This is a genomic window from Actinomadura formosensis (assembly GCF_050948385.1).
Lineage (GTDB): Bacteria > Actinomycetota > Actinomycetes > Streptosporangiales > Streptosporangiaceae > Spirillospora > Spirillospora formosensis.
In genome coordinates, this window is sequence record NZ_CP192011.1 from 4559649 (window position 1) to 4574660 (window position 15012).

Below are 15012 nucleotides of genomic sequence, written 5' to 3' on the forward strand. Positions count from 1 at the left end.
CCCGGACGCGGCGGGTCAGAAGGCCAGTTCGTCCTTGCGGGGGACGCCGTTCGCGCGGGACGGGTCGTCCACGACCACGCGGTGGTGCCAGTACGGCGGGGCGATGCCCTCCTCGCGGAGCACCCGGTGCAGGCGCTTGAGGAACTCGTGCTTGATCGCGAACTGGTCGCCGAACTCGCTGGACCGCAGGATCACGTGGAAGCCGACGGTCGCGTCGTTGAAGTCGTCGAACCGCACCAGGACGTTGGAGTCCTCCACCCCGCCCTGGACGTCCTTCATGACGTCGTGGCCCACCTGGAGGAGGAGCTTCTCCACCTCATCGAGGTCGACCTCGTAGTGCACCTTCGCGTACACCATCACCGACATGTCCTGCGCGGGACGGTGGTAGTTGGTGAGGATCGTGTCGGAGAAGCGCTGGTTCGGGATGACCTCGATGTTGTCCGACAGCGTCCGGATGGAGGTGTTGCGCCAGTTGATGTCGACGACGTACCCCTCCTGGCCGGTGGCCAGCCTGATGTAGTCGCCGGGCTCGATCGTCTTGGACGCCAGGACGTGCACGCCCGCGAACAGGTTGGCGAGCGTGTCCTGGAGGGCCAGGGCGACCGCGAGACCGCCGACGCCCAGCGCGCCCAGCAGCGGCGTGATCGACACCCCGATGCTCTGCAGCATGATCAGGATGCCGATGCCGAGCACGATCACCCGCGTGATGTTCGCGAAGATCGTCACGTTCGCGGCGACGCCCTGCCGGGCCATCGCGATCGAGGTGACCGACGCCGCGATCAGCCGGGCCATCGCCAGCGAGATCACCAGGATCGCCACCGCCGTCAGCACCTTGGCGATCACGTCCAGGGTGCCGCGCGGCAGTTCCAGCACCCGCGCCGCCGTCCACAGGCCGAGCAGCAGCGCGAGCGGCATCGCCAGGTCCTTGACGAGGCGGGCGACGAGGTCGTCCCAGGCCCACCTGGTGTCGCCCGCCCTCCGGAACAGCCGTCCGGTCAGCAGCCGCAGCAGGACGGCGATCACCAGCGCCGCCGCAATCACGACGGCGGCGCCGATGACTCGCTCCCACCTCAGGTCACCCAGGTCAACCATCACGCGTGAAACTCTCCCTCCGCGGTACGTCCGCGAGATCCCGTTTTGTCGTCTTGCGGGTCCCGATCGTAGTGAAGACCCGGCATGGTGCGAGGCACATCACGGACATGTGGCTCCGAGTGCGGCGGGCCTGGCGGTTACGATCGACCAGGTGGTAAGCGTGGGAATGATGCGCCGGCTGGGGGTCACGGCGCTGGGACTGCGGAACGGCCCCCACCGCGTGACGGTCGAGCGGGACCTGGAGGTCCCCACCGCCGACGGCGTGACGCTGCTGGCCGACCGGTACGCCCCCGTGGACGTCGAGAAGGCGCCGACCGTCCTCGTCCGCTCCCCCTACGGGCGGCGCGGGCCGTTCGGGCTCATGTGCGGGCAGGCGTTCGCGTCGCACGGGTTCCAGGCCGTGGTGCAGAGCGTCCGCGGCGGATTCGGCTCGGGCGGCGTGTTCGAGGCGCTCGACGAACGCGAGGACGGCCTCGCCACCATCGAGTGGCTGAAGGCGCAGCCGTGGTTCGGCGGCACGTTCGCCATGCACGGCCCCAGCTATCTCGGCTACGTCCAGTGGGCCGTCGCCGCCGAGGCCGGGCCCGAACTGAAGGCGCTGTCGATGCAGGTCACCGCCTCGACGTTCCGGGACGCCGTCAACGTCGGCGGCACGTTCGCGCTGGAGTCGGCGCTCATCTGGGTCGACCTGACCGCGCGGATGAAGAACTCCCTGTCCGGCATCACGACCGGCATCATGTCGCCGCGCCGCGCCCGCCGCGCCACCCTGTCCGGGCGCCCGCTCGCCGAACTCGACCGGCTCGCGACCGGCGCGCAGCAGCGCTTCTTCCAGGAACTCCTCGTCAACGGCCCCGACACCCCGTTCTGGGACAAGCGCGACTTCTCCCCGACCGTCTCCACCGTGACCGCGCCGGTGAACATGACGGGCGGCTGGTACGACATCTTCCTGCCCTGGCAGATGAAGGACTACGCGGCGCTGCGGGCCGCGGGCCGCCGCCCCTACCTGACGATCGGCCCCTGGTTCCACGCCGACCAGCGGATGATGCGCGGCTCGGTCGCCGACTCCGTCAAATGGTTCCGCGCGCACCTGCTGGACGACCCGTCCGAGCTGCGGGAACAGCCCGTCCGGCTCTACATCACCGGCGCCGGCGAGTGGCGCGAGTTCCCCGACTGGCCGGTCCCCGGCATGCGCGAGGAACGCTGGCACCTGCACCCGGCCGGAGTCCTGTCCCCCGGCGCCCCACACGACTCGGCCCCCGACACCTACCGCTACGACCCGAACCACCCGACGCCGTTCCTCGGCGGCCCCACGCTGCTCGGCGAGACCCGGCCGTCCACCGACCAGCGGCGGCTGGAACGCCGGCAGGACGTGCTGACCTACACCTCCGCCATCCTGGACGACGACGTCGAGATCATCGGCCCGGTCACCGCCGACCTGCACATCCGCTCGAACCGCGAGCACACCGACTTCGTCGTCCGGCTGTGCGACGTCACCCCGGACGGCGAATCCCTGAACCTCTGCGAGGGGATGCGCCGCCTCGTCCCCGGCAGCCCGGAACCGGGCGCCGACGGCGTCCGCCGCGTCGCCGTCGAACTGTGGCCCGCCGGCCACCGCTTCCGCCGCGGCCACCGCATCCGCGTCCAGGTGGCGAGCGGCGCCTACCCGCGCGTGGCCCGCAACCCCGGGACCGGCGCCCCCATGGGCACCGCCACCGAGATGCTCACCGCGGATCAGGAGATCTTCCACACTCCCGCCCACCCGTCGGCGATCACCCTCCCCATCGTCCCCTGACGGCGCGGACACCCGCCGGGGCCGCGCCGGCGAGGCGGCGGCGCAATTAGAATCGTGTTCATTTCGGCGCGGCGTTCCCGCAGGCCAGCGGGGTTTGCAGAGGCCGAGCCCGGGGAGACGGCGATTCGTCAGGTTTGACGGCGGGCGGGGAGGGATATGAAACTGGCCGAGCAGGTGTCTACGACGCAGATACCTCCGTGCTTCCCCTGTGTTGTCCCGGAGGATCCGTCATGCATCGCTCGCTCAATATCGCTCTCGTGTCCGCCTCCGACCTTGACGGCGAACACCTGGAGTCCATCCACGTCCGGGATCTCGCTCGTTCGCTGACCCGCCCGCTCCTCGCGGACGGGAAGCCGAACCAGGTCACGGTGTACGCGCGGCGGCACAACACGTCCGCCCGCGGCCGGGTCCGGCTCGCGCCGGGCGCCGCACTCGTGCACCTTGACGCCGGGCCCGCCCGGCCGCTGTCCGATGACGAGCTGCTGCGGCACCTCCGCGACTTCGCCGACGGGCTGCGCCGCCGCTGGAGCGGTGCCGCCCGGCCCGACATCGTGCACGCGCACGGCTGGATCGGCGGGCTCGCCGCCTGCGCCGTCGCCCGCGAACTGGGCATTCCGTTCGCGCAGAGCTTCCACGGCGTGGCCGCGTCCGAGCGCCGCGCCGGGCACCGCGTGCACCCGCACCGCGACCGGCTGGAGAAGGCCATCGGACGGGACGCCGACGTGGTGCTCGCCGGGCACGTGGAGGAGGCCCAGCAGGTCGTGCGGATGGGCGTCCCGCGCCCGTCGATCGCCGTCGTGCCCTACGGCGTGGACGGTGAGCACTTCACGCAGGTCGGCCCGGCGATGCCGCACGGCGGCCGGCCCCGCCTCGTGCTGGTGTGCGACGACCTGGAGAGCGGGGACGTCGCGACCGCGCTGCGCGCCCTCGTGCACGTCCCGGACGCCGAGCTGGCCGTCGCCGGCGGCCCGGAGCGCGAGGACCTGGAGGGCGACCAGGACGTGCACCGGCTGCGCATGCTCGCCAAGGAGCTGCACGTCGCCGACCGGGTGATCTTCCTCGGCCGGGTGCCGCACAAGAACCTGCCGAAGCTGCTGCGGACGGCGAGCCTCGCGCTGTGCCTGGCCCCGTACCAGCCGTGCCCGTCGGTGCCGCTGGCGGCCATGGCCTGCGGCGTGCCCGTCGTCGCGGCCCCGGCCGGCGGGAACGCCGACGAGGTCCTCGACCAGATCACCGGCCTGCACGTCCCGGCGGGACGCCCCGTCGTGATCGGCCGGGCGGTCCGCCGGCTGCTGACCGAGGAGACGACGCTGCACGGATACTCGATCGCCGCCGCCGACCGCGCCCGCTCCCGCTACTCGCTGGAGCGGGTCGCCGCCGAGACGCTCCGCGCCTACCACAGGGTGCTGCCCGTCCCCGAACCCGCGCCGGCGGAGGAGGACGCGGCGGGGCGCGACACCGGCAAGATCCCCGCCCTGGTCGGCTGACACGCCCCGTCCCCGCGGGCCCCGGTTCCCTCCCCGGTTCCGGGGCCCGTTCACGTCCGCTCCGATGCGATACTCGACGGGACGAGCGGAGGGGCATGCTGATCGGCAGGGCGGCGGAACTGGCGGAGCTGACCGCCGCGCTGGAACGGGCCGCGGGCGGCAGCGCGGCCGTGGTACTGGTCAGCGGCGACGCGGGCGTCGGCAAGTCGCATCTGGTGGCGGCGCTGACCCGGGCCGCGCGCGGCAAGGGCTGCGCGGTGCTCGTCGGGCAGTGCGCCGAGCTGGGCGAGAGCATGCCGTACCTGCCGCTCGCGGACGCGCTGTGGGCGGCCGCGCAGGACGGCACCCCGGAGGCCGCGCAGATCCGCGCGGCGCTCGACGCCCGTCCGGTGCTGAAGAGCCTGCTGCCGGACGGTGACGGCGGCGTCGGCGCGGCGTCGGAGCTGGGCCAGCAGCGGCTGTTCGGGGCGGTGCTCGGGCTGCTCGGCGAGCTGGGCCGCGACCGGCCCGTCCTGCTCGCCCTGGAGGATCTGCACTGGGCGGACCGCTCGACCCGGCATCTGCTGACGTTCCTGAGCCGCGTCCTGCAGCGCGAGCGGGTCTGCCTCATCGGGACGTACCGGTCGGAGGACCTGCACCGGCGGCATCCGCTGCGGCCGGTGGTGGCCGAGCTGCTGCGGCTGCCGAACGTGACCGGCGTCGAGGTGCCGCCGTTCGGCCCCGGCGAGACCGCCGAGTATCTGGCGGAGCTGGCGCGCGGCGCCGCGCCGGTGACGCCGGAGGCCGTCGAGCGGGTGCACCGGCGCTCGGAGGGCAACCCGTTCTACGTCGGCGAGCTGTACTCGGCCGATCCCAAGCTGCGGGACGGCGGGGCGGAGCTGCCGTCCGGGCTCGCCGATCTGCTGCTGTCGCGGGTCGAGCGGCTGTCGGACGGCGGGCAGCGGGTGGTGCGGGTCGCGGCGGTGGCGGGGCGCCGCGTCGACGACGAGCTGGTCCGCCGCGTGTCCGGGCTGGACGAGGCGGCGGTCGGCGAGGCGCTGCGCGAGGTCGTGTCGCACCAGCTGCTCGTCCCGTCCGGGGCGGGGTACACCTTCCGGCACGCGCTGCTGCGCGAGGCCGTGTACGCCGACCTGCTGCCGGGCGAGCGGACCCGGCTGCACGCCGACTTCGCCCGCCTCCTCGCCGACCTGCCCGCCGGGACGCGCGGGTCGGCGGCGGAGCTGGCCCATCACAGCCTCGCCGCGCACGACCTGCCGGCCGCGTTCGCCGCGTCCGTCCGGGCGGGCCGGGAGGCCGACCGGCTGGGCGCGCCCGCGGAGGCGTTCGAGCACTACGAGCGGGCGCTGGAGCTGTGGGAGGCCGTCCCCGGCGCGCAGGAGGCGGCCGGCACCGACCGGATCCGGCTGTCGCTCACCGCCGCGCAGGCGTCCGCGCGGGCCGGGGAGCCGCGGCGGGCCGTGCACCGGCTGCGCCGCCTGCTGGACACCGCCGCCCCCGTCGACGTCGCGCTCGGCTCGCAGATCCGCGAGCACCTCGCGTCCTACCTCGGCGACATCGACGAGGACGAGGAGTCGCAGGTCATGGCGCGGGAGGCGGTCACGATGCTGCCCGCCGACCCGCCGACCCCCGAGCGCGCCTGGGCCCTGGCCACCTACGCCCGCACGCTGCTCTACCGGGACGAGGACGGCGAGCTGCCCGCGTTCGCCGAGAAGGCGGTCGAGGAGGCGCGCGCGGCCGGGAACACCGGCGCGGAGGCCAGCCTGCTCGTCACGCTCGGCCTGTACCGGGAGTCGCGGGAGGCCGCCGCCGGCGTCGCGGACGTGTTCGCCAGGGCCCGCGACCTCGCCGCCGCGGACGGCGAGACCTCGATGACCGCGATGCGGGCCGCGTTCCACTACGCGCGGACGAAGTTCGACCGCGGCGACGTCGCCGGCGCGGTCCGCGCCGCCGACGAGGGCGTGAAGTTCGCGCTCGACAACGGGGTCGGCTGGAGCATGTTCGGGATCGTGCTGCGGTGCCTGCGGTACCTCATCCACTACACGAGCGGGAACTGGGCGGAGGCGGACCGGCTGGCCGATGAGTTCGCCGTCCATGTCGTCCGGCCGGCCGAGGCGGAGGTCTCCGCGTACGCGCTGTTCACCGAGGTCGCCCAGGGCGGCCCCCGGGTGGCGGAGCGGCTGCGGTGGATCGAGCCGCTGTGGGGGCGGGACCCGTTCCTGAACTACGTCGCCCGGGGTCTCGCCGCCGAGCACGCGCTGTGGCGCGGCGACCCGGACACGGCGATCGAGCACGTCCGGAGCATCCTCGGCACCGTCTACGCCCGCAGCGCCGGGGCGATCCGCATCGCCGCGACCGGGCTGTGGGCGCAGGCCGAGCGGGCGGCCCGGGCCCGCGCCGCCGGCGACGAGGACGCGCTGCGGGCCGCGGCCGCGGCCGGGGACGCGCTGCTGCAGGTGGCGCGCAGCGTCGGCGCGCTGAACGTGGACGGCCTGCCCCGCACCTGGCTCGGATACGAGGGACAGGCGTGGCTGGCGCGCGCGGAGGCCGAACGGCGGCGCATCGACGGCCTCTACGACGTGGAACTGTGGCGCAGGACGGTCGACCTGTTCACCTACGGCGACCCGGACGGCGGGTTCGTCTACGAGGTGGCGCGGTCGCGGTGGCGGCTGGCGGAGGCGCTCGCCGAGAACGGCGACCGGGACGAGGCGGCGGCCCAGTGGCGGTCGGCCGTGCGGACCGCCGAACGCCTCGGCGCCAAGCCGCTGCTCGCGGCCCTGCACGACCTCGGCACCCGCGCCCGCCTCGGCGGCGCCGCCCGCACGCCGTCCGCCCCGTCCGGCCCGCTCTCCTCCCTCACCGCACGGGAGCGGGAGGTGCTGAAGCTGGTCGCGGAGGGCCACAACAACCGAGAGATCGCGGCGGCGCTGTTCATCTCCCCCAAGACGGCGAGCGTGCACGTCTCCAACATCCTCGCCAAACTGAACGTCACAAGCCGCACCCAGGCCGCCGCCCTCGCCCACCGCGAAGGCATATGACCCCGCGAAAACTCCCGCTCATGGCTTGAGGTGATCTGGCGGTCGGCTCGTGCAGGGCCCGCCTCAGGGCTTGTGTGCCATGATCGGGCTACCGGCCGTTATCGTCGGCGGGGAACCTGTTTCCGTCTGTTCCGCGTCGGACGGAGGAAACCGCCCTCGCCCCTGGAGAACGTCAATGCCCCTCGAACCGCGTTTCCGGCGGGTCGCCGCTCTGCACCGCCCGTTCGTGGACAGAGAGGCAGTGATGGCCGCCTTCGCCGACGTGTTACGAGCCGGGCAGGGCTCGCCCCGCGTGTTCAACGTGGTCGGGGTCGGCGGCATCGGCAAGTCCCGGCTCCTGCAGGAGCTCAGGCAGCGCAGCACCGAGACACACCGGACCGCGACGATCGACCTGCAGGTGCCCGCGATGCGGCAGCAGGAGGACGCTCTCGCGGTTCTGCGCGTCGAACTCGGCCGCCAAGGTGTCCGATTCGACCGCTTCGACATCGCCTACGCCGTCCTCTGGCAGCGGCTCCACCCGCACCTGCGGCTCTCCCGCAATGAACTTCCGTTCGTGGACGAAAGCGAAGCCCTCTCCCAGATCATCGACGGCGCGGCCGGTGTCCCGGTGTTCGGAACCGGTGTCGGACTCCTCCGCCTGCTGGGCAAGGCCACGAGCGGAATGCGGCAGCGGCACCGGATCAAGGCCGACGACACGCTCAGCCAGTTGGACGACCTCACCAACGCCGAACTCGCCGACGCCGTCACCTACCTGTTCGCCGAAGACTTGCGCGACGGCTCCGACCGCCCCTACGTCATCTTCGTGGACGCCTACGAGGCGCTCGTCCCCGCGTCGGCACACTCTGGCAGGGCCATGGCCCAGGACGTCTGGCTCCGTGACCTGATCGCCCAGCTCGACAGGGGAACGGTCGTCCTGGCCAGCCGTGAACCGCTCTCCTGGGCGTCCCACGATCCCGGCTGGACGGAGGTGATTCACCATCAGCGCGTGGACGGCCTCCCGATGGCGGCCAGGCTGGAACTCCTGGCGGACGGCGGCATCACCGACCACTCAGCGCGCGAGGCGATCGCGACCGCCAGCCAGGGCCTGCCCTTCTACCTCCACCTGGCCGTGGACACCCGCACGACGGCCAGGCAGGCGGCGGCGGTCTCCTCCGAGGAGATCCTGCAACGCTTTCTAGCCCACGTCGCCCCCGACGAGATCCGCACGCTGGAACTGCTGAGCATCGCCCGGATCTTCGACTACGAGATCTTCCAGTCCGTGGCGGACGCGTTCGACCTGCCCCGGCACCGGATGGCCTGGGAGTCACTGACCGCCTACTCCTTCGTCTACCCGGCCGGCGCCAACGGGCGACGCCTCCACCAGCTCATGCGGGCCGCACTGCACGACCGGCTGTCCCGCGACACCGTCCGGGACGTCCACGCCCTTCTCCGCAGCGTCTGGGACTCCCGCGCCGGCGGCGACCACACGGCCGAGGACGGTGTCGCCACCCGGGCCCGCGCCGTTCGCGAGGCGGCGTACTGCGGCCTGCACGCGAGCGTCCTCGACGGCGCGGACATCCTCGCGTACGCGGACAGGGCCATGACGTACGGCGGCAAACAAGGTATCGACGGCGTGACCCAGGACCTGCGCGACTACCTGGACGCGGGTCTCGGCGACCTGGACCTCGCCCAGACTGCCCTCTGCCTGGAGGCCGAGTCGGCCGTCCTCCTCGGGGACGCGGAGGCCGCCACACGGCTGACCCCGTCGATCGACTGGCCGCTGGACGGCGCACCGGGCGCACGCCTCGCCCTGGCGGGCGCGCACGGCCGCCGCATCGCCGGAGCGACCAGCGAAGCGCAGCGACTCTTCCGCCAGGTATGGAACCACCACTCCGGCCCCGTTCGCCTGCGGGCGGGGTTCTGCATGGCGGACCTTGACATGTGCCAGGGTCGATTCGGCGACGCGTTGTCCATCACGCAGCAGCTCCTCACCGAGGCCCCGCAGGACGACCTCGTGCTGCGCGGCGACGTGGTCCGCCTCCAGCACCTCGGGTATCGGTTCGGGTTCGACCTCGACGCGTCCGCCCGATCCCTGGAGACGGCCGCCGCGCTCTACACCCGGGCGGGCGCCATCATCGGCCAAGCCGACATCAAGACCAACCGGGCGGAACTGCTCGCCTGGACCGACCCGTCACGCGCCCTTGACGCCGCCGCCGAGGCCATCGACGCGCAGACCGACCTCGGCGCCCACCACGAGATAGGCAAGGCGTTCACCGCGCTGGCCATCGCGCAGTTCCGGCTCGGACAGCACGCCCCGGCGGCGGCGTCGTTCCAGGCGGCCACCGAGGCCCTGGACCGGGCGCGCTACCGATCCGGCCGGGCCCGCGCGGAACTGTTCCGCGCCTTCCTGCACGCCCGGACGGGCGACACCGGCGCCGCCGTGGCGTCCGCCCGCTGGGCCGTCGCCGAGCTGGTCGCCGCGGAGGTCTACCCCACCCTGCTCATGGTCGCCGGTCACCTGCTGGACGCCCTCGGCGCGGCCGACGAGCACACCACGGCGGTGACGGACCGGGCCCGTGCCCAGATCAGCCCACCGAACCTGCCGCCATTCTTGGACGACCGGGCGCGCGCCCTCGTGACGGCCATGCTGGAGGACGGATGAACTGGCGGGACCTGTACGAGCGCGCACGCGCACACGGCGACTCGGCGGCCGGGTACTACAACGACAACATCCGGGTCGACACCCCCGACGGGCCGGTCATCGTCCGGATACCGATCCACGGCGCCGACATGATGGACCTGCGGCCATGGCGTGAGGACCGCGTCCTCGCCGCCATCGCCCCGCACGTCCGGGACGCCCCCCGGCTGCTCCACGCCTCCGACGCCCCGCCATTCCAGGTCCACGAGTTCATCGCCGGCGACGTCCTCAACGACGTCGCGCCGCGCGGCATCCCCGTCCCACCGCACGTCCTGGACGATGTCGTGCGGCTGTTCACACAGCTCACCCGCGTCCCCAGGCTCCCCGACATTCCCGCCTCCTGGCCGGCCGACAAGGATACGACCGCCTTCGCGCGTCTCCTGTCCGGCCTGACGCAGCGCGTGTACGACACCTTCAGCGCCGAGTACGCCGCCCTCTTCACCGCCCTGGCGATCCCTGCCGACCCCCTCACCTCGGTGGGCGACCTGTGGCGCGGCCTCACCCCCCGCCCCTTCACCTGCGTTCACGCCGACGTCCACCGCCGCAACATGATCGTCGGCAACGGCGTGACCACGTTCCTCGACTGGGAACTCGCCCTCTGGGGCGATTCCGTCTACGACCTGGCCGTCCACATCCACAAGATGGGCTACCAGCCGGAGGAACAGGACACCCTCATAACCCGCTGGCAGGCCGCCATGCCCTCCGACCACACCACCGGCTGGCGGAAGGACCTGGACGCCTACCTGACCCACGAACGCATCAAGTCGGCGATCGTCGACTCCGTCCGCTACTCCCAGCTCTTCGCCCGCGGCGGCCCCTACCCGTATCCGGAACATCAGCTGGTCGAAAGCATGACCACCAAGCTCAACGCCGCACGGCGATGCTGGCGTATCCCGGAGCCCGCCGCCCCGGACATGGTCGAGGCGGCTTTGCGGGGCGGGGGAAGGTGATCTTGCGTTGGAGGGTGGGGTTCAGTAATCTGCGGTTTGTGACTGCCGGGTCGGCCTTGGGCCATGAGCGAGTGAGGTTCCCGGCCTCCGAGTGAGGCCGGGGCGGGCACGCGGCCCGCCTTTTCCGCTTGCGTTCTCCCCTCTTCTCTTTACGCACGTCGTGCGACGTCAGCGGGCATGCCCGTGTCTTCGGCGTGTCGTTCTTCATTGTTTCTTCAGCCATGGGCGCGTGTCGTTTCTGTGGCTTATTCGTCATGCCCGAAAACAGGTCAGGAGACAGATGGATTTCAACAGGCAGGTCATTGCGGAGTTCCGCGCCAACGGCGGGCGGGTCGGCGGGCCGTTCGAGGGTGGGCGGCTGCTTCTGCTGACGACGACGGGGGCGCGGTCCGGCGCCCGGCACACGACGCCGCTCGGGTATCTGCCGGACGGGGACGGACGCGTCCTCGTCATCGCGTCGGCCGGAGGCGCGCCCAAGAACCCGGCATGGTTCCACAACCTGGTCGCTCACCCGCGCGTCACGGTCGAAAGCGGCGCCTTCACGTATGAGGCGGACGCCGTCGTCCTCGAAGGGGACGAGCGGGATGCCGCGTTCGCGCGGGCCGTGGAGGCCGATCCCGGGTGGGGCGAGTACGCGGCCAGGTCGGGGCGGACGCTGCCCGTCGTCGCGCTGGTCCCGGTGGTGGCCGGGCCGCCCGCCGGGCCGGAGTCGCCGAGCGCCATGCTGGTCGCTGTGCACGACGCGTTCCGCAGGGAGCTGGCGCTGATCCGCGGGGAGGTCGCGGCGTCGGGGGCCGGGGTGGGCGCGCAGCTGCGGGTCAACTGCCTGACGCTGTGCCAGGGCCTGGGCAACCATCACATGGGCGAGGAGCAGCAGATGTTCCCGCTTCTGGAGCGGCGGCATCCGGAGCTCGCGCCGGCGCTGGCGCGGCTGAAGGACGAGCACGAGACGGTGAAGGGGCTGCTGGACGAGCTGCGCCGGGTCCTCGACGGGGGTGAGGCGGCTTCGCTGCTCGCGGAGGTCGAGCGGCTCACCGCCGCGCTGGAGGCGCACCTGGATCACGAGGAGGAGCGGCTCGTCCCGCTGCTGGACACGCTCGGCCTCTGAGAGCAGGCCGGAGGCGGCACGTGCGCGCGGTGCCGTGATCGGCGCGTGACAGGGGCCGGTAGATCTTCACGGGGCATTCGTTATTTCCGCTACTAGCCGCTCCCCCGGCGGTCCTGCAATTCTTTGTTCCGGACACGCCAACGGGCGGGCCAAAGCGGAAGGGAATGCGGCCGTGGACAAGGGGTATGAGCTTTACTGCCTCGCGGATGAGGTGTTCTATGACGCTCCCCCTGTCACCCGCCGCACGGACTTCGCCATCACGGGACGTGATCTTCCGGAGGGCTGGGAACAGGTCTTCGGCGACGAATGGGTGGTCTATGTTCCGCCGGAGCAGCGCGCCCCGGCGCAGGGCTGGAAAGTACATGTCACCGGGTGCGCGGAAAGCGCCGAGCGGATTCTTTCCGGGACGTGGGAGTACTGCGTCGCGGGCGGCATCGAGTTCAAGCACCTGCGCGGTCCGGGAACGCTGCGGATGCGGAACGCCAAGTACGCGCCGCGCGGCGCGAGCGGCAAGCTCGTCACCATCTACCCCGCGGACGAGCGCGAACTGGAGCGGGTGCTGACCGGACTCGGCGCGGCGCTGGACGGCCTTCCCGGCCCCTACATCCTCAGTGACCTGCGCATCGGCGGCGGGCCGCTGCACGTGCGGTACGGCGGGTTCGCCGAGCGGCGGTGCCTGGACGAGCAGGGCAGGCTCGTGCCCGCGCTGGAGAACGGCGCCGGCGAACTGGTGCCCGACCGCCGCGCTCCCGTCTTCTCCGTCCCCGACTGGGTGAGTCCGCCCGCCTGTCTCGAACCGCACCTCAAGGCGCGCGGCGCCACGACGACGGCCGATCTTCCGTACCGGATCGAGAAGGCCCTGCATTTCTCTAACGGCGGCGGGGTTTACGCGGCGACCGACACGAGGACCGGGGCCAGAGTCGTCCTGAAGGAAGGGCGGCCGCATGCCGGACTCGCCGCCGACGGGGCCGACGCCGTCACCCGGCTCGAACGAGAACGCGATGTTCTCCGGAGGCTCAGCGGAATCGAGGGCGTGCCCGCCGCGCTCGACTGGTTCACGCTCGGGGAGCACCATTTCCTCGTCCAGGAGTTCATCGAGGGACGCACGCTCAACACGTTCTTCGCCGAACGCCATCCGATGCTCGATCCCGAACCGGATCCGGGGAAGACCGCCGAATACACGAAATGGGCACTGCGCGTCCACGAAGGAGTGGAACGCGTCGTCACCGCGATCCACGAGCGCGGCGTGGTGTTCAACGACCTGCACATGTTCAACGTGATGGTCCGCCCGGACGACTCGGTCGCGCTGATCGACTTCGAGACGGCGGCGCCCGCGTCCGACGGCGGGCGGCAGACGCTGGCGAACCCCGCGTTCCTCGCCCCGCGGGACCGGCGCGGCATCGACGTCGACCGCTACAGCCTGGCCTGCCTGCGGCTCGCCCTGTTCGTCCCGCTGACGACGCTGTTCGTCATCGACCGGGGCAAGGCGCGGCAGCTCGCCGACCTGATCGCCGAGAACTTCCCGGTGCCGCGGCCGTTCCTGGACGAGGCCGTCGCGGAGATCGCGCGGGACGTCCCGCCGGTGGCCGTGCCGGAGTTCGTCCCGGATGCGCCCGGCTGGGTGCGCGCCAGGGACGCCCTGTCCCGCGCCGTCCTCGCGAGCGCGACCCCGGACCGGGACGACCGGCTGTTCCCCGGCGACGTGGAGCAGTTCTCCGGCGCGTCCCTCGGGCTCGCGCACGGCGCCGCCGGCGTCCTGTACGCACTGGACGTCACGGGCGCGGGCCGTTTCCCCGCGCACGAGGAGTGGCTGGCCGAGCACGCCGCCGCCCCAAGGCGCGGCACCGGCCTAGGCCTCTACGACGGGCTGATGGGCGCCGCCCACGTGCTGGCCCGCCTCGGTCACGAGGACGCGGCGCTCGCCGCCGTCCGCCACTGCCTCGGCGAGAAGTGGGAGCGGCTCGGCGACGACCTCTACGGTGGCCTGCCCGGTTTCGCGCTCGTCCTGGACGACCTCGCCAACAGGACGGGCGACGCCTCCCTGCGCGCGGCGGCCCGCCGCGCCGCCGGGATCGTCGCGGAGCGGTCGCCGGACGGGCCGAGCGCGCGTCCCGGCCTCATGCACGGCGGGGCCGGTGCGGCGCTGATGTTCGTCCGGGCCCATGAGCGCACCGGCACCCCCCGGCTTCTCGACCTCGCCGCCGCCGCGCTGCGCCGCGACCTCGCCGCCTGCGTCACCGACCACAACGGCGCGCTGCACGTCGACCAGGGCAGCCGGGTGCTGCCCTACCTCGGGCGCGGCAGTGCCGGCATCGGCCTGGTCCTGGACGAGTACCTCGCGCACCGGCCGGACGAGGAGTTCGAGACCGCGCGCAAGGCCGTCCGCACGGCCGCGATGTCGCGGTACTACGCGCAGCCCAGCCTGTTCAGCGGGCGCGCCGGGATGCTGCTCTACCTGGCCCGCCACGACCGCGACGACCGGCGCGTGGCGGGGCACGTCCGCGACCTGGCCTGGCACGCGCTGCCGTACGGCGGCGGGCTGGCGATGCCGGGAGAGCACATGTACCGGCTGTCGATGGACCTCGCGACCGGCACCGCCGGGGTGCTGCTCGCGCTCGGCACGGCCCTGCACGACACGCCGGCCGGGCTGCCGTTCTTCGGGACGGCTCACGAACCCCCCGCGGGAACCCCCGCGGCGGTCACCTCTATCCAGCCCGAAAGGGGGTGAAGGATATGGCGCTTCTCGACCTTCAGGGAATGGTGAGCGAGAACGGCGGTGGCGGCGGTAACAGCAGCCTCAGCCTGCTCTGCCACAGCTCTCACAGTGTCACCATCTGCCTGTGACGGCCGCTGACGGCCATGGTCCCCTCC

Annotated in this window: 9 protein-coding genes; 8 read left to right on the forward strand and 1 reads right to left on the reverse strand. The window is 72.6% G+C overall.

The features are described from left to right. Positions 1–15 precede the first annotated feature (15 nt). Positions 16–1092, reverse strand: coding sequence for a mechanosensitive ion channel family protein (locus ACQP1N_RS21685; RefSeq protein ID WP_433232780.1), 1077 nt, complete (start codon positions 1090–1092; stop codon positions 16–18). A 151-nt stretch (positions 1093–1243) separates the two neighbouring features. Between ACQP1N_RS21685 and ACQP1N_RS21690 the strand changes: the two genes are divergently transcribed. The 8 genes from ACQP1N_RS21690 (at position 1244) to ACQP1N_RS21725 (ending at position 14985) form a co-directional block, all read left to right on the forward strand. Continuing rightward, positions 1244–2884: a CocE/NonD family hydrolase gene (locus ACQP1N_RS21690; RefSeq protein WP_306303189.1), complete on the forward strand. Its 1641-nt coding sequence runs from the start codon at positions 1244–1246 to the stop codon at positions 2882–2884. 230 nt (positions 2885–3114) lie between these two features. Continuing rightward, on the forward strand, positions 3115–4371 hold the full coding sequence (locus tag ACQP1N_RS21695) for a glycosyltransferase (RefSeq protein WP_433226272.1): 1257 nt from the start codon (positions 3115–3117) through the stop codon (positions 4369–4371). A gap of 95 nt (positions 4372–4466) precedes the next feature. Then, complete coding sequence (locus tag ACQP1N_RS21700; RefSeq protein WP_433226274.1) at positions 4467–7406, forward strand: helix-turn-helix transcriptional regulator; 2940 nt, start codon at positions 4467–4469, stop codon at positions 7404–7406. 175 nt (positions 7407–7581) lie between these two features. Further along, complete coding sequence (locus ACQP1N_RS21705) at positions 7582–10047, forward strand: AAA family ATPase (RefSeq protein ID WP_433226276.1); 2466 nt, start codon at positions 7582–7584, stop codon at positions 10045–10047. Continuing rightward, a complete protein-coding gene (locus tag ACQP1N_RS21710) occupies positions 10044–11033 on the forward strand; it encodes an aminoglycoside phosphotransferase family protein (RefSeq protein ID WP_433226278.1) in 990 nt (329 codons plus the stop codon). Before ACQP1N_RS21705 ends, ACQP1N_RS21710 begins: the two co-directional genes overlap by 4 nt. Before the next feature lie 280 nt (positions 11034–11313). After that, positions 11314–12141 (forward strand): nitroreductase/quinone reductase family protein, encoded by an 828-nt coding sequence (locus tag ACQP1N_RS21715; RefSeq protein ID WP_433226280.1) that lies wholly within the window; start codon positions 11314–11316, stop codon positions 12139–12141. Between the two features lie 172 nt (positions 12142–12313). Continuing rightward, entirely contained in the window at positions 12314–14869 is a 2556-nt protein-coding gene (gene lanKC, locus ACQP1N_RS21720) for a class III lanthionine synthetase LanKC (RefSeq protein ID WP_433226282.1), read from the forward strand. A 5-nt stretch (positions 14870–14874) separates the two neighbouring features. Beyond that, positions 14875–14985 carry a SapB/AmfS family lanthipeptide gene (locus ACQP1N_RS21725; RefSeq protein ID WP_131732834.1) on the forward strand — a complete coding sequence of 37 codons (111 nt, stop codon included), beginning with the start codon at positions 14875–14877 and terminating at the stop codon, positions 14983–14985. The last annotated feature ends 27 nt before the right edge of the window (positions 14986–15012 follow it).

Excerpts from the sequence above, each read along its gene's own strand:
- ACQP1N_RS21685 (WP_433232780.1), bottom strand. The coding sequence starts at position 1,092 with ATGGTTGACCTGGGTGACCTGAGGTGGGAGCGAGTCATCGGCGCCGCC.
- ACQP1N_RS21695 (WP_433226272.1), top strand. The coding sequence starts at position 3,115 with ATGCATCGCTCGCTCAATATCGCTCTCGTGTCCGCCTCCGACCTTGAC.
- ACQP1N_RS21700 (WP_433226274.1), top strand. The coding sequence starts at position 4,467 with ATGCTGATCGGCAGGGCGGCGGAACTGGCGGAGCTGACCGCCGCGCTG.
- ACQP1N_RS21705 (WP_433226276.1), top strand. The coding sequence starts at position 7,582 with ATGCCCCTCGAACCGCGTTTCCGGCGGGTCGCCGCTCTGCACCGCCCG.
- ACQP1N_RS21710 (WP_433226278.1), top strand. The coding sequence starts at position 10,044 with ATGAACTGGCGGGACCTGTACGAGCGCGCACGCGCACACGGCGACTCG.
- ACQP1N_RS21715 (WP_433226280.1), top strand. The coding sequence starts at position 11,314 with ATGGATTTCAACAGGCAGGTCATTGCGGAGTTCCGCGCCAACGGCGGG.
- ACQP1N_RS21725 (WP_131732834.1), top strand. The coding sequence starts at position 14,875 with ATGGCGCTTCTCGACCTTCAGGGAATGGTGAGCGAGAACGGCGGTGGC.